This window comes from Nostoc sp. UIC 10607, assembly GCF_047228265.1.
Lineage (GTDB): Bacteria > Cyanobacteriota > Cyanobacteriia > Cyanobacteriales > Nostocaceae > Nostoc > Nostoc foliaceum_A.
In genome coordinates this window covers 128,919-154,522 of sequence record NZ_JBIQNW010000007.1, presented here as the reverse complement: position 1 = coordinate 154,522, position 25,604 = coordinate 128,919, and the positions used below count along the sequence as shown (strand labels likewise).

Genomic DNA, 25,604 nt, shown 5'->3' with positions numbered 1-25,604 from the left:
AATTCCTGCGTATTGATTTAGTGAATTACAAATCGGTATTTCATTGAGGATAGTTCTATGACGCATTCACTAGTACAAGGCAAGAATAATTCTGGGCATGAAGGTACACCTCAGACTGGTTCTCTTCGCGACTCCTCAGTTAATCATGCCCTGATTGCGATCGCGCAAGAAGTCACTGAGTTGCTGAGACAAACTTACCCGATACAAACTGACGAAATTGAAACAGGAGAAACAGAATGATACTGCAAGATAAAGTGGCGTTAGTCACTGGCGGAACTTCAGGAATTGGTCGTGTAACCGCGTTAGCGTACTCCTACGGGGAAGCAAGCTACGCGTAGCGTTCCGTAAAGCCTGCGGCATAGCTACGCTTAGGGCGCAGCCTCTCGTAGAGAAGGAAAGCTTAACGTTCGCGTAGCGTCTCGCAGAGAAGTTATCGCATTTGGTGCTGCTGGAGCAAAGGTAGTATTCTCAGGCAGACGCGATGCAGAAGGTGAAAAAACTGCCAAACTGATTCGTGAAACAGGCGCTGAATGCTTATACGTCTATTGAAACAAGTTCACTAACATCACAAAAATCTGACAAATCATTTTAAGAATCTGAAAGCAGTCAAGCATTGGAACTCAAGACACTTTAGATAGATAGAACCAGGAGTATTTAATCATGGTCAAAGAGCAAACTGTAGACGGACAAGCTTCTTTAAAAGCAACTACCAATTTGACACCAGCCCAGGAGTCTTTGCAAGAACTTTGGGATGAGCATCTGCGGCACGAGTTTGACGCTCACAACACTGAAGATGCTCTCGCCACGATGGTTGAGGATGCTTACGTTAACGGCATTCCGGTAATGATTGGGGGAGTAGGGAAACCAGCACTGCGCGAGTTTTATTCCAAATACTTCATTCCACAGATACCGCCGGACATGGAGCTGACTCCGGTCTCGCGCACAATCGGGACCAATCAACTCGTCGATGAAATGGTGGCTAAGTTCACTCATACCATTCAGATGGACTGGATGCTACCCGGCATTGCTCCGACTCTTAAACGGGTTGAAGTGGCATTGGTAGCAATTGTTCAGTTTCATGACGACAAGCTAGCCCACGAACATCTCTACTGGGATCAGGCGAGTGTATTGGTTCAACTCGGCATGCTCGATCCGGGTACACTGCCCGTTGTAGGGGTTGACAGTGCGCGCAAGGTACTTGATCCGAGCTTGCCCTCAAACGCACTGATCGATCGCGACTAAATGTAGGAGCCAGCAAATATCAATGCCTAAACCCGCCATGTTGCAATCAGGATCGTACTCATCCTGGTTGTAGGAGGTGCTTCTTATTGCTGGCCCCTACACGTATTGCTCATTGAGTTTTTGACAAAGTGACACAGCCATTCACAACAAGAGGTAACTATCATGATGCTGAAAGACAAGGTTGCTTTGGTGACTGGCGGAACATCGGGCATCGGTCGAGCAACCGCGATCGCTTATGCCAAACAACAGGCAAAAGTGGTGGTAGTGGGTCGTCGAATAGATGAAGGTGAAGAAACGGTTCGATTGATTCAGGAAGCTGGCGGAGAGGCGTTTTTTGTGCAATCAGATGTCACGAAAGAAGCCGATGTTAAAGCAATGGTTGATAAAGCGGTTGGCGTTTTTGGTCGGTTAGATATTGCCTTTAATAATGCAGGAATGGTCGGCGAAAATCCCTCATTGATTGAGCAAACAGAAGCGGAATACGATCGCATTATGAACGTCAATGTCAAAGGCGTTTGGTTGTCGATGAAATATGAAATTGCTCAGATGTTGAAACAGGGAAGTGGTGCAATCGTCAATACATCATCTGGGGCTGGAGTCGTTGCACTTCCTGGCGTACCCCTCTACACCGCGAGTAAACATGCAGTAGTAGGTTTAACAAAAGCCGCCGCGCTCCAATATGCCAAAGCGGGTATTCGCATTAATGCCGTTGCACCAGGGTCAATCGAAACAGATATGTTTGAAGCAGCTACAGGTGGGCAGGATGAGGTCAAAGCTTATATAACAGGACTTCACCCGATCGGACGAATTGGAACACCGCTTGAAGTTGCAAATGCAGTTCTGTTTTTATCATCTGACATAGCATCGTTCATAACAGGTGAAATGTTGATGGTAGATGGTGGGTTTGTAGCGCAGTAGTCGAACGACAGTGCGAGATGACAACACTTGCAGGCAAAGTTGCACTGGTAACGGGCGGTTCTCGCGGTTTAGGAGCGGCGATCGTAGGGTATGCGAAAGGTGTCCAAGATTCCAAATCTGAGTGTCGAAGTTCAGTCGGAAGAAAATCAAAAAAGAGAATTGTACGATGAAAATACGCTACGGGTTTCGACAGGTCGGCGATGTCGAAGTGTTCTACCGCGAGGCGGGGTCAAGCAATGCGCCAGTGATACTGCTGTTGCACGGCTTTCCGACCGCTAGCCACATGTTCCGCAACCTGATCCCTCTGCTTGCCGATCGCTTTCGGCTCGTCGCGCCGGATCTGCCTGGTTTCGGACAGACTAAGGCACCGCCACGCGGGATGTTCGACTATACGTTCGACCACCTTGCCGACGTAATCGAGGGCTTCGTCGATGCTTTGTCGCTCGATCAATACGTACTCTACATCTTCGACTACGGTGCGCCAATAGGTCTGCGTCTGGCAATGCGCCATCCTGAACGGATATCTGCGATTATCTCGCAGAACGGCAACGCCTACCTTGAGGGTTTCAGTGATGAATGGGGATCGTGGGAGACCTATTGGCGCGAACCGAGCGCAGCGAATCGGGAAGCCTGCCGCTCCTCGCTCACGCCAGACACAATCCGGAATTGGCAGTACGGTATCGGAGCCGATCCAAACCTTTTGTCGCCCGACGGCTACGAACTCGACATCGCCTACATGGGGCGAGCGGGCGCGGAGGAGATCCAGCTCGATCTGATCCTCGATTACCGCAGCAACGTCGCGTTCTATCCAGCCTTCCAGTCCTACTTTCGTGAGTACCGTCCGCCGCTTCTCGCCGTCTGGGGTCGTCATGATCCGGCGTTTCTGCCCGCTGGTGCTGCCGCTTATCAGCGAGATCTCCCGGATGCAAAGATTCATCTGCTCGATGCCGGACATTTCGCGTTGGAGACCCATGCGGAGGAGGTAGCAACGTTGATCCGCGCGTTCCTCGACAGCACGATCGGTTCCACGCTGCGTCTTGAAAGGGAGAACTTACCTACGCTGAGTGGTATCAAAATTCCGTCACTGTTTATTCTAAATCAAGGAGAGTTGGCACAGATGGAATCTATGAAAGCAGCCGTATTAACTGCGTTTGGTGATGCTGAAAAGTTTGAGATTCAAACTGTTCCCATACCAACACTGAAGGCGAATCAGGTGTTAGTCAGAGTTTGTGCAACCTCGATTAACCCTGTCGATTACCAAACTCGTCGTGGTGATTACAAGGAACTGGTTCAACTACCTGCCATCCTTGGAGTCGATGTTTCAGGGGTGATTGAGGCAATTGGCGAAGCTGTGACTGATTTCAAGGTGGGAGACAACGTATATTACTCGCCGCAAATTTTTGGAGAATTTGGTAGCTACGCTCAGTATCATGTGGCTGATGCAGCGATTGTTGCATTGAAGCCTGCAAATCTATCGCACATTGAAGCAGCTTCTTTTCCGCTTGCAGGCGGAACTGCTTGGGATTGTCTAGTGACTAGGGGCAATCTACAAGTTGGTGAAACAGTTCTCATCCATGCGGGTGCGGGTGGAGTGGGTTCGATCGCAGTTCAACTCGCCAAAGCGATAGGGGCATACGTTTTTGCGACGTGTAGTTCTAGAAACCGAGATTTCGTGACAGAACTGGGCGCAGATCGAGTGATTGATTACAAAAATGAAGATTACGTAGAAGTCATTCGTCAAGAAACAAATGGACTGGGTGTGGATTTAGTTCTAGATACGATCGGCAAAGAAACAATTCAGCGTAGTTTAGAAATCATTCGTCCCTTTGGTAGGCTTACAAGCATTGTAGACATTGCAATACCGCAATCGCTTCTTGAAGCATGGGGTAAGAATCTGACGATTCATTTTGTTTTTTCACCCCAGTACCGAGCAAAATTAGAGGCTTTGACAAAACTCATCGAGCGTCATCAGCTTCGTCCAGTGATTGATTCAGTATTTTCTTGGGATCAGGTCGTTCTGGCACATCAGCGTCTAGAGCAGGGAGGAACACGGGGCAAAATTGTGCTGAAGTTTACAGAAGATTAGACCAGCTTTACAGCGTTAATAATTGCTAAACGGATCGGAGTTTGATTGTGTGCTGAAGGTCAATATTGATTGGAATAGGAGAAACATTGGGAATTGGTAGAGCAACAGCGTTAGCGTACCCCTACGGGGAAGCAAGCTACGCGCAGCGTTCCGTTGGCGCAGCCTCTCGTAGAGAAGGAAAGCTTAACGAAGTTATCGCTTAAAGCATCCAATTGAACAGAGGAGAGATTCAAATGTCAGCCAAAAATAAAGCAATCTTAGAGGTGGCAAACGCGGCGATCGCGCTCGGGCAACAATGAAGGATTCTCGTTGTTCTGAAGCGATGGTAGGCAATGGATGCTTGCCCTATCTGAAGTCTGCTGCTTAACGCAGCATTGTTAAGACGGTGATTGTGATGCAACAGACAAAAACACATCATCAATTTACAATGGAGAAACCTCTCATGCCTTACATTACCGTTGGTCAAGAAAACTCTGCAACCATCGATCTCTACTACGAAGATCTTGGGACAGGACAACCGATTGTTCTGATTCATGGATTTCCATTGAACGGACATTCCTGGGAGAAGCAGGTTTTAGTTTTACTGAATGCAGGATATCGAGTAATTACCTACGATCGCCGAGGATTTGGCAACTCCAGTCAGCCCTCATCTGGCTATGACTACGATACCTTCGCCGCCGATTTGAATACACTCATGACCAAGCTTGACTTGCAAAATACCGTGCTGGTCGGTTTCTCAATGGGAACGGGTGAAGTCACACGTTATCTTGGCAAATACGGCTCAGAGCGGGTGCAGAAAGCCGTGCTGATAGCTCCCGTTTCACCGTTTCTGTTAAAGACAGACGACAATCCAGAGGGTGTTGATCAAAGCGTTTTCGATGGCATTATGAAAGCGATTGTTGACGATCGTCCAGCTTATTTCTCTGCCTTTTTCAAAGAGTTTTTCAATGTTGATGTATTGCTTGGCGATTCTCGTTCCGAGAGGCTTCGCCAACGCATCAGCAATGAAGCAATTCAAGCCAGTTGGAATGTAGCAGTAGGAGCTTCTGCTAAAGGGACTTTGGACTGTGTACCCTCTTGGCTCACCGATTTCCGCGACGATTTGCCCCGCATTGATGTACCAACTCTGATTATTCATGGAGATAGCGATCGCATTTTGCCACTGGAGTCCACCGCAGCAAGACTTCCAAAGCTGATTAAAAACAGTCAACTTGTTGTCATCCCTGGCGGGCCGCACGCCATCAACTGGACTCACGCCGATCAGATCAATCCCTTGTTACTGGACTTTCTTCAGCAGGAATAATCAGTGACCTGCTGAATTTCTGGCTTGTGAAAAAACTGTGTGATTCACCCCTTTGATTCAGACTCATACCAATTCAAAATTCAAAATTAAGAAACCTATCTTTTGTAAAGGTTTCTGGATTTGGGTCTGTATCAAAATCTTAGTGAAATGGTATCACACGCTAGTGGCGTGGCAAGCCTTAAATGTTGCATTAAAACTCTCTTGTGGGATGGGCTTCTAGTAGTCTCGCAAGAAAACTTTGCAAGGTTAATAGCAGCAAAAAAAATCTCTTTCTCCCCCTGCTTGCCCTAGCCTAGCAATTTTGGGTTGGTGAACTACTAGCCCGTCATCTGCTGGCAAGATGCCCACACGACAATAACTTATTTTTGCACTATTTTAGCCTTGCCACGCCACTAGGGCGTGTCTAAAAAGTAAACTTGAATGGAGACTTATAGCGATGTCTAAAAATCCAAAAATCGGCTTAGAAGGACTGCTTCGTCCAGAAGATAGCATCCTGGTACTGATTGACCACCAGCCTTATCAGTTCACCAACTTGAACAGCCATGAACCCACGATGATCATTAACAATGTGATTGGTCTTGCTAAATCGGCAAAAGTGTTTAACGTACCCACAATCCTGACCACAGTCATTGAAGAGAGAGGGGGTTACATCATCAAGGGACTACAGGATGTTTTTCCCGATCAAAAACCGATCAACCGCACTTTCATCAATACTTGGGAAGATCCAAACGTTACAGATGTAGTGAAGAAAAGCGGCCGCAAGCAACTTATACTTGCTGCGCTTTGGACCGAGATATGTCTCGCAATGCCAGCAATCCAGGCGCTGGGTGAAGGTTATGAAGTATTCATCGTTACCGATGCTTCGGGCGGTGTTAGTGCGGAAGCTCATGACATGGCGGTTCGCCGAATGGTTCAGGCTGGTGCAGTTCCAATCAACTGGATGGCTGTACTTGCTGAATGGCAACGTGACTGGGCTCGCACAGAAACATCTGCGGGTGTATCAGAGATTCTTCTTGAGCATGGCGGTGCTAGTGCAGTGGCCCTTGCATGGGAACTTCAGCTCCTGGCAACAACCCCTCCAGCGATCTCAGGTGGACATTAATACTTGAGGTTTCCTCTACGGAAGCAACAAGTAAAATAGGAGACAGCATTTTGAAAAAGATAAAATACTGTCTCCGTCTCAAGCGTTAGTGATTCATCTGTTGCGCCACTATTCTGAGGTCGTACAAATTATCATGCCTGAGAATAGAAGCTTAACTTACAGCCAATTGCAGCAAGCGATCGATTACATTCATGCTCATCTGAATCGTGATTTATCCTTAGCCGAACTGGTAAGTGTAGTTTACATCAGCCCGACTTACTGTGCAAGTTTGTTTAAGCGAACGATGGGGATTTCGCCCTATCAGTACGTAATTCAACGGCGCGTGGAACAGGCAAATTTCTTCTCCAAAATTTACAGATTTTGAACTTGCTCCGATTGTGTAATTGCCAACCTAAAAAATGTATGCTGATCCAAAAACTAAACGACTGTGAAGAAATTATCGCTGGAGATGGAACTGTTCTGCGCGAACTGCTTCATCCTGACAAACAAGACATCAACTTGCGTTACAGTTTGGCGTATGCGATCTTGCCTGTTGGCGAAACTTCGATTCCCCATTCTCTAAAGACTTCTGAGGTTTATTACATCATTAGCGGTGTTGGCGAAATGTCGATCGATAGCGAAGTTCGTCGCATTGAACCAGGCGATGCGGTTTACATTCCTCCAAATGCCATTCAGTTCCTTCACAACTACGGCGACGAACCCCTTGTTTTCGTTTGTCTAGTTGATCCAGCTTGGCGCAAAGAAGACGAAACGATTTATGCACCAGTCTGATTCATGCAAATCTCACTGCTAGGGATGATTGATCACGATCTTAGGAAACAAAGCATTAGTGCAAAAGACCGTTGTAACCTACGAACGACTCGATTGTGCTTTCAACAATGTAGGCAATGAGGAACTCTTGAAACCCCTGCATGAACAATCGATCGAGGAGTTTGACAAACTCATGGAGATCAACGTCTGGGGACTGTTTTTGTGCATGGGATATGAAATTCAGCACATGTTATCTCAAGAATCGGGCGTAATTGTTAACAACTCCTCACTTGCAGGTTTGTTTGGACTGCCAGGAGGCTCTCCTTACAGCGCGAGTAAACATGCCGTTATGGGACTAACGCGATAGCGAAGTGCTGCTGCGTTTGCGTTCGCCCTTGGCGTTGCCGCAGGCTAGCATTAGCGAGTCTTGTCTACGACACGCTACGCGAACGAGCGTCAGCGAAGATCGGCAGCACTGGATTATGCTAAGCAGGGCATCCGGATTAACGCGGTGAATCCTGGAAACATTGCGACTGAGGGTCTTAATCGTGTCTTTGAAAAATTGGGCGTGACGGCTGATGCTGTTACAGCTATGGTGCTGATGGGTCGCATTGCTCAGGCAGAAGAAGTCGCTCAAGTTGTTGTTTTCCTTTGCTCTGATGCTGCCAGCTACATCACTGGACAATCCTTAGTGATCAATGGCGGATACACAGCAAACTGACCCATTTCAAGAGAGAACAGACGAGCTTGATTTTCAGATCACATCTACAAGGAAGGATTCTATGTCAACTTTTGTCTTAGTTCATGGCTCCTGGCATGATGGTTCTGCTTGGCAGGCAGTCATTGATCAACTAGAAGCAAAGGGACATCATGCTTTTGCGCCCACGATCGCTGGACATGGCAAAGGCGTGAACAAAAACGTCAACCATGCTCAATGCACGCAATCAATCGTCGATTACATTGTGAGTAAAGACTTAAATGATATCGTTCTAGTCGGACATAGTTTCGGTGGGACAATTATTGCCAAAGTTGCTGAAGCAATCAGCAATCGCATTCGACGACTCATCTTCTTCAATGCCTTTGTCCTCAATGATGGTGAAAGCCTCAACGATAACACCCCACCGCACTCTCAAGCGTTATCCGATCAGCTAGCGAGACAATCGGGCGATCATACGGTGATGCTACCTTTTGAGATTTGGCGAGAAGCGTTTATCAACGACGCTGACCTCGAACTAGCTCGATCCAGTTACGCACAATTATCGCCCCAACCGTATCAACCGTGGCTTGACAAGTTAGACCTGAAGCAGTTTTACTCGCTGCCCATCCCCAAAAGCTACCTCTACTGTACCGAAGACAACGTCCTTCCTCAAGGCGATTGGGGTTGGCATCCCAGAATGTCTAGCCGCTTGGGGCTATTTCGGTTCGTGCAAATGCCCGGTAGTCACGAGGTCATGTTTTCTAACCCGGTTGGTTTGGCAGAAAAGATGATTGTGGCAGGGCGCGACTAGCAGCAGAATTTGCGATCGCCAACCCACTAATGTCGCCGTCATTCAACAAACAATGACCTGAAAAGGAGAAATCATGACAACTACATACCATCACAGTGCTGCTTTTGATTATATTGTGATTGGCGCCGGTTCAGCAGGCTGCGTTGTTGCCAACCGTCTTACAGAAGACCCTAATACTAAAGTATTGCTGCTCGAAGCGGGTGATCCTGATACCAAGCCAGAACTTCAAGTTCCCTCATTGTGGCCTACTACACTCTTAGGCTCGGAAGTGGACTGGGCATACTTAACTGAAGGGGAACCTTACTTAAATAACCGCAAAATTTTATCTTCACGCGGTAAAGTCTTGGGCGGCAGCAGTTCGATTAATGGCATGATTTATATACGAGGCAATGAACGTGACTACAATAGCTGGCAAGCGTTAGGTAATATTGGTTGGAGTTATCAGGATGTCTTGCCTTACTTCAAGAAATCGGAAAACCAGCAGCGGGGAGCATCGTTATTTCACGGGGTTGATGGACCACTTAGTATCACAGATCCACTTTCTCCTGCAAAAGTGTCGCAACGCTTTGTGGAAGCCGCGATCGCACAGGGCTATGAGCAAAATCCCGACTTTAATGGCGTACAGCAGGAAGGTGCAGGACTTTACCAAGTGACCGTGAAAGATGGCAAGCGCCAAAGTACAGCAGTGGCATTTCTGCGTCCGATTAAAGATCGCCCCAACTTGACCATTCAAACAGGAGCATTGGTGACTCGTTTACTCTTTGAGGGAAAGCGTGCAGTAGGGGTAGTGTATGTTCAAAACGGAACGGAGTATCAAATCAGGGTCAACTCCGAGGTGATTTTGAGTGCTGGTGCCTTCGATTCTCCTAAACTGCTCATGCTTTCTGGAATTGGACCAGCAGAACATCTGCGAGCTTCCGGCATTCCTGTAGTTGTTGATTTGCCGGGTGTAGGCCAGAATCTTCAAGATCACCCACTTGCTGTTATTGCCTACCAGTCTACTCAGGACGTGCCCCTTGCGCCAAGTAGTAATGGGGGAGAGGCTGGGTTATTTCTGCATACCAACAATGATTTAGATGCAGCGCCTAATTTGCAATTTACAATTGTTCCAATTTTATATGTCGATCCTGCCTATGCACGTGAAGGTTTGGGATTCACCTTTTCCTTTTACATCACCCGTCCTGAAAGTCGTGGTAGCGTAAGACTACGTTCCTCCTCCCCCTTCGACCCACCGTTAATTCAGGTCAACTATCTTCAGAAAGAATCTGATATGCAACTGATGGTTGAAGGACTTAAAATTTTGCGTCAAATTGTGTACTCCGATGCGTTTAATGAGTTCCGGGGCGAGGAAATTGCTCCAGGGAGTTCTGTGCATAGCGACAAAGCAATCGAAGATTATATTCGGCAAACGTGCGGTACAGCGTGGCATCCTGTTGGGACGTGCAAAATGGGTATTGATCAAATGGCGGTTGTCGATCCTCAACTCAAGGTACGGGGGATTGAAGGGTTACGAGTTGTTGATGCATCGATTATGCCAACTATGATCACAGGAAACACAAATGCACCAGCAATTATGATTGGAGAAAAGGCTGCCGATTTGATAAAAGTTGGAACAAAATTGCCTCAATGATGGTGAAAGCCTCAGAGATAGCCTTCCGCCGCATTATCAAGCGTTATTTGACTCCCTAGCTAGAGAATCGGACGATCATACGATGGTGATGCCGTTTGAGATGTGGCGAGAAGCATTTCTCAACGATGCTGACCTCGAAATGGCTCAATCCAGTTACGCACAATTATTGCCCCAAGCGTATCAATCATTGATTGATACGCTGGACTTGAAGCAGTTTTACTCGCTATCGATTCCTAGAAGTTACCTCTACTGTACAGAAGACACTGCCCTCGCTCCGTTAAAGCATCCAGTAGAACACCTTAATTTCCGGTTTCACATCAGCCTCAATCATTCTGTTCACCGTTGTCTTCTACCAGGGATACCAAAAAACTATGACTTGCGAACATCTCAACAATCTAACTGTGGAAAACCTGATTTCTAAAGCAGCCTATCCCGTATTTCGTTGTGAAGAGTGCATTAAAATAAATAGCCGCTGGGTACACCTGCGGATTTGCCAAACCTGTGGCAAAATGCTGTGCTGCGATTCTTCTAAGCATCAACACGCTCGTCGTCATTATGAAGCAACCAATCATGCAGTAGTTAGTTCGGCTGAATTGGGGGAGCAGTGGTTATGGTGTTTTGCAGATGAACAGGGAAAAGACTATTGATAGCGATTCTGATTTCATCTAGATTTCCTTCTCATTTCTTCAACATGTTCTTCTCATGTGGGTGATTTTCATGGCTGTTTCTAATCAAAGTACTTCCATTGACATCGTTTGGCCCAGTTTGCCCTTAGCAGCTTGGCAGGATACCTATGCAACTCTCCATCTATGGACGCAAGTCATCGGTAAAATCCGGTTGGCACTGGCACCTAAACTCAATCACTGGTGGCAATCTACTCTTTATGTCACACCGCGTGGACTAACAACCGCTTCAATCCCTTGCGGAACTCGTAACTTTCAAATTAGCTTTGATTTTCTCGACCATCAACTACAAATCGACACTAGCGACGGCATTACTAAAAGAATTGCACTGGCTCCTCGCTCTGTGGCAGATTTTTACCAAATGGTGCTAACTACATTGAGCGACATCGGCATCGAAGTTCAAATCTGGACAATGCCGCAAGAAGTGTCAGAACCCATCCCGTTCGATCAGGACTATCAACACGCAGCTTACGATCCGGAGTATGCACAACGGTTCTGGCGAATTCTCGTGCAAGTCGATCGGGTCATGACCTTATTCCGTTCCCAGTTTATTGGTAAATCCAGCCCTGTACATTTTTTTTGGGGCAGCTTTGACTTGGCTGTGACTCGTTTCTCTGGTCGTCGTGCGCCAGAACACCCAGGAGGAGTTCCGAATATGGCAGATTGGGTCACACGAGAAGCTTATTCACATGAAGTTAGTAGCTGCGGCTTTTGGCCTGGGGGTGGGTCAGTTGTGGAGCCTGTTTTTTACGCTTACGCTTACCCTGCGCCGGAAGGGTTTCGAGATTACCCAATCCAACCCACAGAAGCTTTTTACAGCTCAGAGATGCAAGAGTTTATCCTACCCTATGAAGCCGTGAGACAAGCTGACGATCCAGATGCAATGCTCCTTGCCTTTTTCCAAAGCACCTATGAAGCAGCAGCCAATTTAGGACATTGGGATCGAGTTGCGCTGGAGCGTTCCCCAACCGTGTAAGGCTAACAAATTGCAAATTGCTGAAGCGGATGGACTAGCGACCTTGATACAAAGTTTGAGGCGATCTGCTGCCACTTAGAGATACTGAATGGATAGTGGATAAGCGGACAACCGATTTGCAAACAGCAGTTATACAACGCGGTAAGCAAACAAGGAGCTTTCGTAATCAAAACTGGGGTCAAGTCCGAAATCAGCAGCGCGGTGTAAATCATTTGCAAAAGCTATCTCTTGCGAGGTATGTCATTTAGTGACAAAATGTCATTAAATGACAAATATGGCACGAAAGACGGCTATGGCGAGTGATGGTGACAGCAACGCGATGAGCAATCACAAATCAGGCGATCGCAAATCAGGGGGGATGAATGCACAACGGCAACAGCGGGTACGTCTGGAGATTTCGCGGGAGGCAGCGCGTTTGTTCTGGGAACACGGTGTTGCTGCCACGAGCGGCGAACAAATCGCAAGCGCGGTTGGAATCTCGGTGCGAACCCTCTGGCGGTACTTCCGCAACAAGGAAAGCTGTGCTGAGCCGGTCTTGGCGCAGGATGTCGAGGAGTGTGTGGCGGTGCTGCGCCGCTGGCCTCGGGAAGTCTCTCTTGAAGATCACCTCCTTGAATGGGCAACGAACCGAACCAAAGATGTCGAGCAGCAAGCCTACGACGAGGCTGTCATCAAGATGACCGTGCTGGCTGAAAAAGAGCCGGATCTTCGAGCCGCCTGGCTAATGACTCACGATCGAATTGAGCGAGAACTGGTCGAGATCATCGCGGATCGCCTGCGCCGCCCATCTGATGATATTGAGGTGCGGTTGCACGCGGCTGTCACCACCGCAGTTTTGCGCGTCATTAGCGAAGATGTCAGCACCGCCCTCATGTCGGGAGCCGATCCTGCCTCCATCGGCAACCCCATCAGGCATATAGCCCAAGCTGTGCGCGTAGCCACTGGCGGAGCCGTCGGTGATCCCGTTGATCCCTAAAAACAATCGCAACGGCAACTACAGCCCAATTCGAGCAGCCCGATTCGAGCAATACATACACGCACGAGCAAAGGAGACGAAGATGAGGATCAAAGCAATCACAGGACATCAGAAAATCGGAACGGAAGTGAAAGACACGACTTACGTGGAGGCTGCCCGGTGGGGTAAGCATCGGGGGTGGCGGTATGTTTTGGGACTGGTGATCATCCTCTTTGCGTGGTTGGTCGTCGGTAGTGGTGCCAGCGTACTCGTCGCGTTCGCGCTCGGCGGACAGGCAGACCCCTCAGTGCTCAGTCCCGTGGAATACTACCTGTTTGTCATGGCGAGTTTCCTGTTCTTCTTCGTGGGAGTCCTTATCGCCGTCTCCCTCGTCCACCGTCGCCACCCCCGGACGCTCATCACGGCGCGGGAGCGGATAGACTGGCATCGGGTCGGTCACGGATTTGTGGCGTGGTTCGTGCCGTACTGTCTGATCGGTGGGCTGGGGCAGTATCTGTTCTACCCGGATACCTTCTCTTTCAACTCCAACCTCATAACCTTCGCACTCTTCGTGCCGTTGGCGCTGGTTCTTACCGCGATCCAGACCACTACCGAGGAGCTTTTCTTTCGCGGATACGTTGTGCAGGGTGCGAGCCTCATCTGGAGCAACCGCGTTTTTCTGGCGATCGTGCCAGCCGTGATATTCACCCTGCCGCACCTCCTTAACCCGGAGGTGTCCGCAGGCGGCTGGCTCACGGTCTTTTCCAACTACTTCTTCGTTCCGGGTCTGGTGTGGACTGTGGTCTCGTTGATTGACGGCACCACTGAACTCGCCATCGGCGTACACTTCGCGAACAACATCGGTGGGACACTTCTGTTCAACATCACTGGAACTGCCTTGCCCTCACCAGCTCTGTTCACAATCAGCGAGTATCACGCGACCTACGGGGCGCTATCAGTGCTGGTTGCAGTACCCGTGTTTCTGGCGATCGCCTACAAGGTGTTCAAACGCGACGGGGTATCCAAACTCGTTTCCCAGAGCGATCGGAGTGGTCGTTGGTGACCCCGGCAAATCCCGAACCCATCAGCAACTGAAGTCAGCAACCCGATAAAAGGAGTCAATTATCATGCCTCGTGTTTCTTCAAATCACTTGCGGGAGTCGGGAAAGCCCCCTTCCGCGTCCTCGGCTCGGTCTAGCAAGACCTCCCGTCCGGGCTGGCCCGAGATTATCGTCGGACTCGTTGTCTATTTAATTGTAGGGTTCGGAGGCATCTCGCTGTTCAAGCAACTCAGTCTTGACCCCGTGGTCTACGGCCTGATCTTAACTGCATGGACTGGTGTCGCCACGCTGATCGCGTTCGCGGTGGCTGCGCGGCTGCGGATTCGTTCCCTGAGTGCCTTCGGCGTGCGTCGCACCTCTGTTCGCTGGCTCCTGATCGGCGTCGGAGTAGGACTGGTTGCCTTCGTGCTCAAGAGTCTGGCGATCCTAGCCTGGGTTCAGATCACTGGGGACACGAACAATGTCCAGGATGTTTACGGAGATGGCGCTCGCGGCGGGTTACTGTCTCTGGTTTTGAGCACGGTGTTCATTGCCGTCTTCTCACCCCTTGGTGAGGAACTGCTCTACCGAGGCATCGTCACCAACGCGCTGCTGCGCTACGGCCCGTTCGCTGGGGTCGTGGGCAGCACTGTGATCTTCGCTCTCATGCATGGGATCAACAACATCTTTCCCGCTGCTGTGGTGGCTGGTCTTGCCACCGCCGAGGTCTTCCGTCGAAGTGGATCGATCTGGCCGGGTCTCGTCGTCCACTTCGTTTTCAACCTGCCCTCGTTCCTGCTGATGGTGGTGTTCACCAGCACGGGCTAATAGGACAGATCATCTGGAGATTAAACCAATGGCCATTCTGAAACAATTCGGGATTTTATTTGTACTGGGCAGTGTGGGAATTGTTATGTTCACGATCGCGTCTATTCCTTTAATCGAGCAACAGTTAGCAAAACTGTCTCCAGAAACACTGGAAAAAGTGCCGCCATTGGGGATTTTAATGCTTCTGCAAGGACTACAGTATTCAATCCTACTGGCAATCAGCATTCTGATCGGAATTGGCTGTGCCTATCGCGTTGGATTACACTCACATTTGATTGATCATTGGGTGTTGCACACCGCTAAGTCTCCATCTTTTGCCGTTGAGTTGAAGTGGAGCTTGGGTGTGGGTGCAGCAGGGGCGATCGTTCTCTTGTTGCTCGATCAGTTGATGCAACCTGCCCTACCTGAAGCGCTACAGGCAGCCAATAATACAGAGCGAAGTTGGTTGAATTTGCTCACAGCAATATTTTATGGCGGCATCACTGAGGAAATTTTGATGCGCTGGGGTTTAATGTCGCTGCTTGTTTGGATCGCGTGGAAAGTCTTCAAACAAGGCATTACGTTGCCCAGTCAAGGGATTTACCAGGGTGCGATCGTTCTAGCCGCGTTGGTATTTGGACTACTACACCTGCCAGCGACTGCCGCGATCGTTCCCCTCACTCCAGTTGTAATTATTCGGGCGTTGTTACTGAATGGGATTGTGGGAATCGCGTTTGGCTGGCTCTTTTGGCAATATTCGCTAGAGGCTGCAATGTTAGCTCATATCAGCGTTCATGCTTTTACCTTTGTTCTTAGCGGTTTGCTGGCAAGGTTGGCTTAGGTTTTGGAATAGATCTCATAGGGCTATCACTGCCCACAAAGTCTTGCTGTGAAAGGTTTTAAAGAAAAAGGTTTTGAAAATGGTGGGCGATGCCCACTACTTGAATTGATGCTCAACTCTACAGTTTTAAGGTAGTAAATCAAATGATTCAGTACAAAGATTTCGCGCCTCGGATTACTGAACGGGGACCCTTCGGTGGAGCTTCCGAGTATGAATCCTTCTCTGAGGTTGTAAGTGAGGTCAATCAATGGATCGAAAATACAACGATACAGGTAATCAATGTTGAAACTGTTGTTTTACCCGATCGGATTGAAGGCACAGGTGATGATGTCTACGGAGTGACGACCAGTAATGCTTTCCACCCAGTGATGATCAGTCAGGGTCTTGCAATCAATTGCTTTCAATGTGTGCGTGTGTGGTACAGAGAATAAGCTTTATTGGAAAGAGAAAAAATGAAACGATTTACTTTGTTTACTTTTCTGTATCTTGCGCTGGGAGTTTGTCTGACAGCGATCGCGCTTGGATACCCAAACCTGCCTTCGGGTCTTCAAAGAAGCTTGTTCATTAGTGCAGGAACCTCCTACATTTTTTGTCTCCTCAGCACCTTCCCATTTTGGCGCGAGAGGACGATCCGCTTCTATCGCAGACGGAATTCAGCGGTAATTCTACCCTGGTTGGTGATGGGATTCTATATTGTTTGGATGATCTGGGAGGTTCAGAGTCAGAACTGGACGATGGAAGCCATTTTAGGAGCGTTTTCGCGGCTAATATTTGTCTTAGGGTTTGCAGAAATCATTGTGATTACATGGCGAGTGAATTCTGAACATTAGTGTCTAAATCGAATGGCACGCTCGTTAAGACACAGCCCTTGCCCAGGCTGGGAACCCATTCTGGGAGGCTCTGCCTCTTCCCTCATGGTGGCAGAACCAACGATCGCCCTGGATTTACCCCTGAAAGTACTGGCTCATGAAGCGACTGACGGCAAGGTGTGGGTGAGTTACAACGATCCTAATTACTTAAAACAGCGATTTTCTCTCTCGGATGAGTTGGTGAAAAATATCGCTATCATTGCACCTTTAATCAATGAAGCACTTAGTTCCGTCGATCACAAATAAGTTGCAGAATTAGCACGCGATGGCGCAAAGCGCCCGCTCAAAAGGCGATCGCACCTTGGCGTTTTTGAAACAGCATTGTAGTAGCAATCGAGTAATGTCAAACTCATTAATTTTACAACACTCATGAAAATATTTGCGTTCCTCCTGGCTCTGCCAATCAGTATCTTAGCTAATTTTTCCTTAAGAGCTTCTGCTGATTCTACTGCTGGCATCATCCTGAGTACAAAATGCCAGGGTGGGTACAACATCAATATTTGGCAGAACTATACGAACGGTGAACTGCTTTATCGCGCAACCAGTGCCAACGGTAATTTAAGTTTGAATAAAGGAACTAGCCAAGCAACAGAAGGTGTTCGAGTGTATAAGTTTCGGAATGGAATTTATGAATATTGGGTATGGGATGGCACGTTGGATAACCCGCAGTCTGGAACTTTAGAGGTGTATAAAAACAACCGTATCTTGATGAAGCAAGCTTGTAGAAAAAGTTGAATGAATGGCACGCTCGTTAAGACACAGCCCCTGCCCTGACTGGTTTCCAGTCTTAAGAATGGGAACGAGACTAAACAAGCCTTTGGGCTTTTCTTAGTGCCATTCGGGTCTAAATCGGATGATGCCGAAACAAACTCGTTTCAGGAACGCGAGATAGAGTCAAACGTACTACATGAGGAACACCATGAATAAGCCCAAGTTTTTTGTTACCCCTGGTTATGGGGAATATCTGTTGAATCAATTGCATTACTCGCAAGCGGTAAAAATTGACAATCGAGTGGAGATATCAGGGCAAGGTGGCTGGGATGACAATCTGCAAATTACCGAATCGCTTGCAGACGAGATTGCTCAGGCGTTCAGGAACGTCGAGCGAACCTTGGCGACGGCTGGTGCGGGTTGGGAGCATGTGGTTCACGTTAATTCTTACCATGTTGGCGGGTTCCCCCCGGAGGTTAACGAAGTGATGTCCAAGCTATTTCGTCATTATATGCCGAATCACGCTCCAATCTGGACACAGGTAGGAGTCGCGGCGCTTGGACTACCCACGATGCGGATTGAAATTCGCGTGACTGCAATTGTTCCGTGAGTTTTGCAAGCGTTAATAACACAATTTATGCTGCTCGAAAACTGGTCTATCACTTAAAAGGAGAACTCAAGAGTGTGAATTCACAAACAGCTCAAACCACCACTAATGCTGACGAGTCGGCAATCCGTGCTTTCCTTCACCAGATGATTGATGCTTGGAATCGAGGTAGCGGGGAAGGCTTTGCTGCCCCGTTCAGCAAAACTGCCGATTTCCTCACGTTCGAGGGTACACATCTCAAGGGTCGAAAAGAAATCGCTGCATTTCATCAGCAAGCGTTCGACACGGTTATCAAAGGAACATGCCTGGAGGGTGAGGTGAATTTTGTCCGCTTCGTGAACTCGCAACTCGCGCTCATGCACGTAGTTATCAGGGTAATACTGCCCGGACAAACTGAAACTTCACCGTCACGAGATTCGCTGCCGCTATACGTCGTAACGAAATGCGACGAAGGTTGGCGGATCGAAGGGTTGCTAAATACCCGGAAGTTAACGCTAGAACGTCAATTCTTCTTAGACGACTTTGACTCCCTGAGTGCAGAGGCTCAACGTCAAGTGACCGACCTCGTTGCAGGTCTCAAAGCGAGTGGAGTAATCACTCCGACGCAAATTGATGCGAAATAAAACCAATCTCCATCAGGAGGACAATCATGAAACCTCAACTCATTTTCGGAGTACTAACGATTGCAATAGGATTGCTCGGAGGTTCATTCACTCATCCCGCGATAGCGTTCGCGGAGCGTGTGCTTTGCACTCAGCGCTGCTGCGTTCGCCCTTGGCATCTCCCAAGGGGAGAAGCGCAGATCGCACACCGCATTCCTCCACAACAAACCTCCCCCATTCTGATCGCCACTGCCTACACTGATTTAACCTTACCTACCTTGCGCCAAGGCGATCGCGGCAGAAACGTGCAATTGTTACAGCGCATCCTTCAAGACAATGGCTTTTTAGGAGCCGCAGGTGTGAGGTTAGGCAATCCAAGAGGGGCGATCATCGATGGCATCTTTGGTGCGGTCACAACGTCTGCGGTACGCGATCTCCAGCGACGATACAGAATCCCAGTTACAGGGCGAGTCAATCCAACCACCTGGGAAGTCCTGGATATGCACGAAAACCCCTATCGATCGCCGCTTCCCTGGAAACAACAGAACATTACACAACCATAAGCCACAGGAGATTTCTAATGAACCGAAAGATTCTTTCAATCAAAATCACAACTACTGTTACTGAAGCTGTAGCGAATGGAGATAAGGTAACACTTGTTGGTTTTGGCTCATTCGAGCGACGCGATCGCTCAGAGCGTGAAGGGCGTAATCCCCAAACCAACGAGAAAATCACCATTCCTGCTACCAAAATACCTGCATTTTCTGCTGGCAAGCAGTTTCGGGAGAAAGTAGCACCATAGATGAATTGCTTTGTTACCAGCAATCCAATCACTGTTCCCGCTGTGGCGATTACTATGAATGGGCTGTTTCATAGTAAACCTTTACCTATTGCTGCAATTCAAAACTAAAGTTTTTCTTCTTCATTTTCTACACTCCATACCTTGGAAAACATTTGTTAGCAGCCAAACATAGACCTTCAAATGTAGACCCAGCAGCCGGGGCATTATCAGAACTACAGAGAGTAATTAAACAAATACGTACACAATGGAAGAATGTTGAGATTTTAGTACGTGGAGATAGTGCCTATTCCAGAGACGATATCATGACATGGTGTGAGTCGCTCCCTGGAGTTGACTACGTTTTTGGATTGGCGCGAAATAGTCGTTTAATTCAAATGACCACGACGACTCAAAATAGAGCAAAGATTGAGTTTGAGCAGAAATTATCAACAGTAGTTTCATTCTTAGAAACTGTATTTAAACCAAATGAACAACTTTCCGAACTTGCTTGTGACCTGATTGATAACTCAATTTGGCATAAGTCGTTAGACTATCAGACTCGTGAATCTTGGAGTCGTAGTCGTCGTGTTGTTTGTAAGGTTGAATATGGAATCAAGGGAAATAATATTCGTTTTGTTGTTACTTCTCTGTCTACCAATAAAGTACCTCCTGGTCAACTATACAGACAAAAATATTGCTCCAGAGGGGAGATGGAAAATCGCTTTAAGGAACAACAACTTGAGCTTTTTAGTGATAGAACCAGTACTCATACATTTGCCGGAAATCAGCTACGTCTATGGTTTTCTTCTCTTGCTTACGTTTTGATGAATGCATTGCGGTCACAATGTTTAGCCAAAACAGAATTACAAAATTCTCAAATTGGAACTATTCGGACAAAAATATGGAAGTTAGGAGCCTTAATTACTATAAGCTCACGGCGAATTTTAATTGCGATTACTAGCTCAAGTCCTTCCAAACATATCTTTGCTGCTGCTTACAGATGCTTAAAAATTCTCCTGAATACCGCTTAATCTCAAGTCAAGCAGCATTTCATTCCTCTCTAATTAATAATACTTTGGACTTGGTTTGATTCAAGGCTTCTTTTGGATGCTTAATTTTATGAACAGAGTGTTTTTTCAGTAGCAAGAAAAATAGAGTAATTGTTTTAGCCTGATAATTGCTAATTTGTACTTACTTTATTTAACCTCATAAATTTCAATTGATAATGTATAAAGAAATGCCTGAAATCAAGTGAGATGAATTGATTTTTTATTGTTTGTGAGAAATTCGCGGTATGACCTTACAGCAGGCTCACAAACAGGGTATTGCTGCCCGCGAAGTCACCCTGCCGATGGCTCATATCGCTCTTTATTAGTTATTAAAACAGTGACAATTGCTCCATCTTAGTATTACTTTCAGTTGAATTTGCTGTAACAGGGTGTTTGTTGTTATTTGAAGACTTCTTACCCCATCCCTCTTTCGCCGCGTGTTTGACTACACGAGAACGAATATCAGCAGCCAGGGGTTCATAATCAGATCGGATTTTGTCATACGAAACCGGAGTTGTACCAATCTTCTCCCACAGGTTTTCGTAGTTGAAATTCTTGAAAGGTCTGTGTCTGACAAGGGCATCATAACTTGCCCAGAGGTAAACATCTGTCCATTGGGATGATAGCGGCGCTTCAAAAGCAATTGGCATCATCAGTGCAACAACTTCGCTACTAGAGGCGAGTTTACCTACTTCTCCCTTGTCTATCTCTTGTAAAGCTGCATCTAATCTATCAACTGCGATCGCGCGCCAAACCCAAGTGGGAATTGACTGTTGCCAACCGTTTTGCTGAGTGACAATTGGCCCGGCGATGTATTGAACAATTTCACGGCTTGCTCCTGCTAGATCTAGTAGGCTGGCTGTTACAGCTTTGTTAATCCCTTGGCTGGTTAGTAGTTGAAGTATCTTTCTAGTGCTGGGGTTTAATATTTCGCTGGTTTTTTGGTTTTTACTGTTGCGGATGGTTTCTTCGACATCGAATAAACTGTGTTGCTGGTTCATATCTTTTATGTGTAAACAAATACTGCCAGCTAGAAATACTTCTAACTGGCAGTGCTTTTTGATAATGAGTGGGTTTTGTTATGGCAGAAGTAGGCTATCCCAAACGCTTCTGGGCGTAACGTGATGCAGCAATTGCTGTCTTGCTTGAGTGAATTTAGCTAGTAGCTTAGTACTTTTTAATTTCTGCCACCAGTTGTATTGCAGATAGGTAAGCAACCATAACTGCGTCTGGTGATTCCAGCTTGAGATGGAGTTACTCAAACTGAGTGCCTTGAGGATATCGTCAGGAGGCACTTCCAGTTCCTTTGTGATTTCTTGAGAGATGGAAGCTAACATTTTGATATTAGCGATCGCTTGACCAGGACTGCCCGAACTGATAGCTAGTATTTTTTCTGTTGCCTCAATCTGTTGGTCTTTAAGGACAGAAATAACCTCCTCATCAGTTAACCTTTGGAAAGGTATCATTTGACACCTACTCTCGATAGTGGGTAATAGTTTTTGAGGATAGGATGATATCAGAATAAACGTTCCAGTTTTAGGTTCTTCCAGTGTCTTGAGAAGTTTGTTAGCGGCAGTAGGGTTGAGCATATCTGCTTCGTGGATAATCACAACCTTTTGCTTGCCCTCGACTGCACTAGTTGAGAGAAATTCAATTACCTGGCGCACCTGTTCTACTCGGATAGCAGGGACACTTTTCTGCTGGGAGGTGTTTTCGGTATAGGTTGGTTTGATTTGTAAGATGTCTAGATGTTTAGATTCTCCTGCGTTCGCGGAGCGACTTCCTCTTGAGAGTATTGCATTTGCGAATGCCAAAGCAGTTTTTCCTTTGCCCACTCCCTCAACTTCGCTGCTAAATAGGTATGCGGGAGCAATTTGATTACGTTCGATTGCTTCGGTTAGTAGAAGTTTGGCGGTATGCTGTCCGATGATTTCTGTAAATAAATCGCTTTTCATATCGTGCAAATTTCGATAATTCGACTAATTAAATTGTTAGTACCGCTTTTGAGTTCGGTTTCGAGTTGTAAAAGTAAGGTAAGGCTGTTTTTCAGTTTTTGAATGCCTATAACCTTAATTTCATCTTTGAGATAATACAATCTTTTAGGGTTCTTCAATTCGGCTATTTCTGCAATATTCATGTCAGATAATTTGGCTTCTACCCCAGCTTTGGTTATTAGCCAAGTACGAAAAATTGACGTAAGCGTTGCTACTATTTTGAGTGGATGTTCATTATTATCTAGTAGTTTATCCACCTGCGCTATTGCCAAGTTTGAATGATTCCTTAACATAGCCATAGTAAGCTTTTGGTAGTCTGTATTGTGATTACTAACTAATTGTTTTATTTCCTCAAGAGAAATAATTTTTTGACTTGCATAGACAGCAAGTTTAGCAAATTCGCTATCGGCTCGTGCAGTGTTATTACCAATTGCTTCAACTAGAAAATCAGTTACATCCGGTATAAGTTTAACTTGATGGATAGCTGCATACTTTCCTATTAAATTAATTATCCCCTTTTTATCCCAACAAGGAACGAGAGGAAACTCTTCTTGTTGAGCATATTTTAGGATAGTTTTGACTACTGTTCTGCGGGAATCTGGCTTTTTGTTACTAGTAATTAAAAGAATGTTACTTGCAGGTATTCGAGAAAGTTGATTTTCAAGTTCTTGGTTATTATCCTCATTTGATAAACTTCCAATTAAATGATCGCTATCTGTATGAACAATTTTATTACCCTCTCCAAAGGGTAACGTCATAACCTCAGTAAAAACCTTGGTAGCAATATTTTTCTCATTTCCAGATAGCTTGATGTAGTTGAAAGCTTTCCATTCAGCATGAACATTTTGATTCACCAAATGGTTTATTTTTTGATTGAGCGAATAGGTATCTTCGCCGTAGTATAGGTATACTGGCATTATGGATTAGATAAACATCTAATTATCATGCGTTAGTCATAAGCAGTGGTTAAAAAAAGAAGAGTTAGTATTAACTCTTTCTGCTTGGTATTTATTATGTAGTGACTAGTAAATACCTCACTTAAGTTTGTACTGGTTGTACGAAATTTTGAATTGAGTATTTATCAATATGGTGATCTACTGGTTTATTACTCAAGTATTTGCGCCAAGAATCTAACTGTTGAAGATACTCTATCACTGCTCCGAAAAACTTATCTAAACTTACTCAAACTTATTGATTGGCTTAGTGTTTTCTTCCTGCTTCGACCAAGGTAGAAGGCTACTTCTTGTCCACAGGCGTTGAGTTAAGGTTGAGCCAACCTTACTTTATTGGGTGGGGCATTTTCAAGGTTAATGGATGCGTTTTCATCTCGACATTGAATATGCCCACAACTTTTGCAATGAAAAACCCTTTCGGACAAATTCATTGGTTGAATATGATGACATTTACAGCACATTTTAGAACTAGGATACCATCTATCGACTAATTCGACTTTTGTGCCGTAGAAAGACTGCTTATAAGTTAATTGGCGACGAATTTCATAAAAGCAGTTGTTGCTAACAGCAGCAGCTAACTTGCTGTTAGCAATCATCCCTTGGACATTTAAGTCTTCAATACGAATTATGTATGCTTTACGACTTAAATCGGTTGTCATCTTTTGTGTCGTATCTCGCCTAATATTGGCAATCCGAGCGTAGATTTTAGCTGACTTATTATACAACTTGTGAGCGTTCTTGGAGGCTTTGATGTTGAGTTTCTTGTTTCCTAGGACTTTATTACGATTTCGCCACTGCAATTTACTCAGCTTGGTTTTCGCTTTTTTTATGGTAATTGGCATGGCATAAGTTGTGCCGTCAGAACAAACTGCTAAAGTCTTTACTCCCAAATCTACGCCAATCTTTTCTATGGTGTGAATAATTGGTGGGATTTTTTCGGCATCCAGAACGAATGATACAAACCATCTATCCGCAGTTCTTGAAATGGTGAATGTTTGCGAACTACAAATAAAGTCAATTGCCTCCTTTAATCGAAATGTTTTAATTCCTGGTAGGGTAATTTTCTTTCCTCGATTAATCACAACTCTATTGGTAAATGGTAGTGCTGGCTTACCCTTTTCGAGGTAAACTCCAGAGGTTTTATAAACAGTAAATGAGTCTCCTTTCTTTTTGGTTTTCTTGACTGGGAAACCCGTCAATCCCTTGCGCCAGCGACTAAAAGCATTTTTCAAATCTTGAAAAGCTGATTGATACACCGTGGATGGATATTTTCTCATCCATGCGTACTCCGGCTTGTTCATTGTGATTTGAGTAAATACTTTTTTGATGGTATCCAGTCGTTTTGAATCACCAGCTTTTATGCCTTCAAAATCCCAACTGGCTGTGATTAAATCTAGAGCATAGTTGTAAACAAACCTCTTAAATCCTGCTATACCACGCATAAGAGAGCGTTCGTTGTTATTTAGTTTTAACTCTCTTTTTAAAGCGTACATCGCTATACTTGCTTAAACTTGTTTACGCGAGAACTATAGCTATTATTATGCACACGGATCAACGCATTCATTCTACAATCTTTTTTACCTGATTTTAGACTTTTAGCTATAGCTAGATAGGATTCATTGTAAATCCGTTGATTACCTAATATTTTATCAGCAATTAGCTTGTTTTATTTTTCCCAATTTTCTATATTTGTAGTATGAATTTGAACACTAGTCTCTGATAAAGGAAGAGTATATTGAAGAAATTTTTTAAGTTTTTTGGTTTTAGTATTTCTCCTTTTTGGTTTAATGATAACTGGGTTGTTTGGTTGTGGAACTTCGTAACATTGAGGAAGTTCCAGAGAGAGTTGACCTGTTAAGTGCCATGATGCGCTTCGTTTTTCTGGTGGGGTAATGCGATAAGAGAACTCAGCTGTTTTCCTGGGGTCGCCAGACTTTCTTAGTTTGACCCACATATTGTAGCTGATAATTCCTTGGATGTAAGTTTTTGGGTCTAATATTACTGGATTTGTGTTTTCCCACCACTCAATTTGAACTACGCGATCGCCATCTAATTCGTAAATAGTTCTAACTCTGGCATTAGGATGAGACGAAAGGAATGAGTTGACCCAATCCCTTTGCTTTTTATTAAGCCTGGGCTTGCGAGAAGAGGATTTATTTTTCATTAGTTACAGACAAGTGAGAATGTATGAATTTGA

General features: G+C 46.0%; 32 protein-coding genes and 1 pseudogene. 28 read left to right on the top strand and 5 right to left on the bottom strand.

What is annotated here, in order from left to right; translation table 11 throughout:
- Nucleotides 1-57: 57 nt before the first annotated feature.
- The 28 genes and pseudogenes from ACEYW6_RS09340 to ACEYW6_RS09205 all read left to right on the top strand — a co-directional run bounded on the left by ACEYW6_RS09340 (nt 58) and on the right by ACEYW6_RS09205 (nt 20,442).
- Nucleotides 58-240, top strand: a complete 183-nt coding sequence (locus ACEYW6_RS09340) for a hypothetical protein (protein WP_041457393.1) — start codon at nt 58-60, stop codon at nt 238-240.
- A 420-nt stretch (nt 241-660) separates the two neighbouring features.
- Entirely contained in the window at nt 661-1,242 is a 582-nt protein-coding gene (locus ACEYW6_RS09335; protein WP_412979492.1) for a hypothetical protein, read from the top strand.
- Nucleotides 1,243-1,404: 162 nt separating this feature from the next.
- Complete coding sequence (locus ACEYW6_RS09330) at nt 1,405-2,160, top strand: SDR family oxidoreductase (protein ID WP_011316793.1); 756 nt, start codon at nt 1,405-1,407, stop codon at nt 2,158-2,160.
- A gap of 17 nt (nt 2,161-2,177) precedes the next feature.
- Nucleotides 2,178-2,330 (top strand): hypothetical protein, encoded by a 153-nt coding sequence (locus ACEYW6_RS09325; protein WP_153228381.1) that lies wholly within the window; start codon nt 2,178-2,180, stop codon nt 2,328-2,330.
- Nucleotides 2,327-4,246 carry an alpha/beta fold hydrolase gene (locus tag ACEYW6_RS09320; RefSeq protein WP_412979491.1) on the top strand — a complete coding sequence of 640 codons (1,920 nt, stop codon included), beginning with the start codon at nt 2,327-2,329 and terminating at the stop codon, nt 4,244-4,246. The genes ACEYW6_RS09325 and ACEYW6_RS09320 overlap by 4 nt, the downstream gene beginning before the upstream one ends.
- 442 nt (nt 4,247-4,688) lie before the next feature.
- Nucleotides 4,689-5,549, top strand: a complete 861-nt coding sequence (locus tag ACEYW6_RS09315; protein ID WP_412979490.1) for an alpha/beta fold hydrolase — start codon at nt 4,689-4,691, stop codon at nt 5,547-5,549.
- A 436-nt stretch (nt 5,550-5,985) separates the two neighbouring features.
- Nucleotides 5,986-6,651 carry a hydrolase gene (locus ACEYW6_RS09310; RefSeq protein WP_412979489.1) on the top strand — a complete coding sequence of 222 codons (666 nt, stop codon included), beginning with the start codon at nt 5,986-5,988 and terminating at the stop codon, nt 6,649-6,651.
- A 133-nt stretch (nt 6,652-6,784) separates the two neighbouring features.
- Entirely contained in the window at nt 6,785-7,015 is a 231-nt protein-coding gene (locus ACEYW6_RS09305; RefSeq protein WP_153228519.1) for an AraC family transcriptional regulator, read from the top strand.
- Nucleotides 7,016-7,053: 38 nt separating this feature from the next.
- The gene (locus ACEYW6_RS09300; RefSeq protein WP_412979488.1) at nt 7,054-7,422 is read left to right on the top strand and encodes a cupin domain-containing protein; all 369 of its coding nucleotides are present in this window, start codon (nt 7,054-7,056) and stop codon (nt 7,420-7,422) included.
- A 58-nt stretch (nt 7,423-7,480) separates the two neighbouring features.
- Nucleotides 7,481-8,122 (top strand): annotated as a pseudogene (locus tag ACEYW6_RS09295) (SDR family oxidoreductase).
- Between the two features lie 61 nt (nt 8,123-8,183).
- A complete protein-coding gene (locus tag ACEYW6_RS09290; protein ID WP_412979487.1) occupies nt 8,184-8,909 on the top strand; it encodes an alpha/beta fold hydrolase in 726 nt (241 codons plus the stop codon).
- A gap of 73 nt (nt 8,910-8,982) precedes the next feature.
- On the top strand, nt 8,983-10,539 hold the full coding sequence (locus tag ACEYW6_RS09285; protein WP_412979486.1) for a GMC family oxidoreductase: 1,557 nt from the start codon (nt 8,983-8,985) through the stop codon (nt 10,537-10,539).
- Entirely contained in the window at nt 10,517-10,960 is a 444-nt protein-coding gene (locus ACEYW6_RS09280; RefSeq protein WP_412979485.1) for a hypothetical protein, read from the top strand. Before ACEYW6_RS09285 ends, ACEYW6_RS09280 begins: the two co-directional genes overlap by 23 nt.
- A complete protein-coding gene (locus ACEYW6_RS09275) occupies nt 10,941-11,186 on the top strand; it encodes a UBP-type zinc finger domain-containing protein (protein ID WP_338421223.1) in 246 nt (81 codons plus the stop codon). Before ACEYW6_RS09280 ends, ACEYW6_RS09275 begins: the two co-directional genes overlap by 20 nt.
- 70 nt (nt 11,187-11,256) lie before the next feature.
- The gene (locus ACEYW6_RS09270; protein ID WP_412979484.1) at nt 11,257-12,198 is read left to right on the top strand and encodes a DUF5996 family protein; all 942 of its coding nucleotides are present in this window, start codon (nt 11,257-11,259) and stop codon (nt 12,196-12,198) included.
- 265 nt (nt 12,199-12,463) lie between these two features.
- Nucleotides 12,464-13,174, top strand: coding sequence for a TetR/AcrR family transcriptional regulator (locus tag ACEYW6_RS09265; protein WP_199326303.1), 711 nt, complete (start codon nt 12,464-12,466; stop codon nt 13,172-13,174).
- A gap of 82 nt (nt 13,175-13,256) precedes the next feature.
- Complete coding sequence (locus ACEYW6_RS09260; protein ID WP_412979483.1) at nt 13,257-14,216, top strand: CPBP family intramembrane glutamic endopeptidase; 960 nt, start codon at nt 13,257-13,259, stop codon at nt 14,214-14,216.
- Between the two features lie 64 nt (nt 14,217-14,280).
- The gene (locus ACEYW6_RS09255) at nt 14,281-15,021 is read left to right on the top strand and encodes a CPBP family intramembrane glutamic endopeptidase (RefSeq protein ID WP_412979482.1); all 741 of its coding nucleotides are present in this window, start codon (nt 14,281-14,283) and stop codon (nt 15,019-15,021) included.
- A gap of 28 nt (nt 15,022-15,049) precedes the next feature.
- On the top strand, nt 15,050-15,841 hold the full coding sequence (locus tag ACEYW6_RS09250) for a CPBP family intramembrane glutamic endopeptidase (RefSeq protein WP_412979481.1): 792 nt from the start codon (nt 15,050-15,052) through the stop codon (nt 15,839-15,841).
- Nucleotides 15,842-15,984: 143 nt separating this feature from the next.
- Nucleotides 15,985-16,272: a hypothetical protein gene (locus ACEYW6_RS09245; RefSeq protein ID WP_190571297.1), complete on the top strand. Its 288-nt coding sequence runs from the start codon at nt 15,985-15,987 to the stop codon at nt 16,270-16,272.
- A gap of 21 nt (nt 16,273-16,293) precedes the next feature.
- Entirely contained in the window at nt 16,294-16,671 is a 378-nt protein-coding gene (locus ACEYW6_RS09240; RefSeq protein ID WP_011316807.1) for a hypothetical protein, read from the top strand.
- A gap of 12 nt (nt 16,672-16,683) precedes the next feature.
- Nucleotides 16,684-16,956, top strand: coding sequence for a DUF302 domain-containing protein (locus ACEYW6_RS09235; RefSeq protein WP_185569303.1), 273 nt, complete (start codon nt 16,684-16,686; stop codon nt 16,954-16,956).
- Between the two features lie 123 nt (nt 16,957-17,079).
- Nucleotides 17,080-17,445, top strand: a complete 366-nt coding sequence (locus tag ACEYW6_RS09230; RefSeq protein WP_185569302.1) for a hypothetical protein — start codon at nt 17,080-17,082, stop codon at nt 17,443-17,445.
- Nucleotides 17,446-17,629: 184 nt separating this feature from the next.
- On the top strand, nt 17,630-18,031 hold the full coding sequence (locus ACEYW6_RS09225; RefSeq protein ID WP_041457408.1) for a RidA family protein: 402 nt from the start codon (nt 17,630-17,632) through the stop codon (nt 18,029-18,031).
- The gene (locus ACEYW6_RS09220) at nt 18,028-18,651 is read left to right on the top strand and encodes an SgcJ/EcaC family oxidoreductase (RefSeq protein ID WP_412979480.1); all 624 of its coding nucleotides are present in this window, start codon (nt 18,028-18,030) and stop codon (nt 18,649-18,651) included. Before ACEYW6_RS09225 ends, ACEYW6_RS09220 begins: the two co-directional genes overlap by 4 nt.
- 26 nt (nt 18,652-18,677) lie before the next feature.
- Nucleotides 18,678-19,193, top strand: a complete 516-nt coding sequence (locus ACEYW6_RS09215; protein WP_412979479.1) for a peptidoglycan-binding domain-containing protein — start codon at nt 18,678-18,680, stop codon at nt 19,191-19,193.
- Nucleotides 19,194-19,210: 17 nt separating this feature from the next.
- A complete protein-coding gene (locus ACEYW6_RS09210; RefSeq protein ID WP_412979478.1) occupies nt 19,211-19,432 on the top strand; it encodes an HU family DNA-binding protein in 222 nt (73 codons plus the stop codon).
- Between the two features lie 122 nt (nt 19,433-19,554).
- Nucleotides 19,555-20,442, top strand: coding sequence for an IS1380 family transposase (locus ACEYW6_RS09205; RefSeq protein WP_412979535.1), 888 nt, complete (start codon nt 19,555-19,557; stop codon nt 20,440-20,442).
- Nucleotides 20,443-20,789: 347 nt separating this feature from the next.
- Here ACEYW6_RS09205 and ACEYW6_RS09200 read toward each other — a convergent pair whose 3' ends face one another.
- From ACEYW6_RS09200 to ACEYW6_RS09180, 5 genes are all read right to left on the bottom strand, one after another.
- Nucleotides 20,790-21,461, bottom strand: a complete 672-nt coding sequence (locus ACEYW6_RS09200) for a hypothetical protein (RefSeq protein ID WP_412979477.1) — start codon at nt 21,459-21,461, stop codon at nt 20,790-20,792.
- Nucleotides 21,462-21,539: 78 nt separating this feature from the next.
- On the bottom strand, nt 21,540-22,415 hold the full coding sequence (locus ACEYW6_RS09195; RefSeq protein WP_412979476.1) for a DNA polymerase III subunit delta': 876 nt from the start codon (nt 22,413-22,415) through the stop codon (nt 21,540-21,542).
- The gene (holA, locus tag ACEYW6_RS09190) at nt 22,412-23,371 is read right to left on the bottom strand and encodes a DNA polymerase III subunit delta (RefSeq protein ID WP_412979475.1); all 960 of its coding nucleotides are present in this window, start codon (nt 23,369-23,371) and stop codon (nt 22,412-22,414) included. The genes ACEYW6_RS09195 and holA overlap by 4 nt, the downstream gene beginning before the upstream one ends.
- Before the next feature lie 344 nt (nt 23,372-23,715).
- On the bottom strand, nt 23,716-24,900 hold the full coding sequence (locus ACEYW6_RS09185; protein ID WP_412979474.1) for an RNA-guided endonuclease InsQ/TnpB family protein: 1,185 nt from the start codon (nt 24,898-24,900) through the stop codon (nt 23,716-23,718).
- 173 nt (nt 24,901-25,073) lie between these two features.
- On the bottom strand, nt 25,074-25,571 hold the full coding sequence (locus tag ACEYW6_RS09180) for a hypothetical protein (RefSeq protein WP_412979473.1): 498 nt from the start codon (nt 25,569-25,571) through the stop codon (nt 25,074-25,076).
- Nucleotides 25,572-25,604 lie beyond the last annotated feature (33 nt).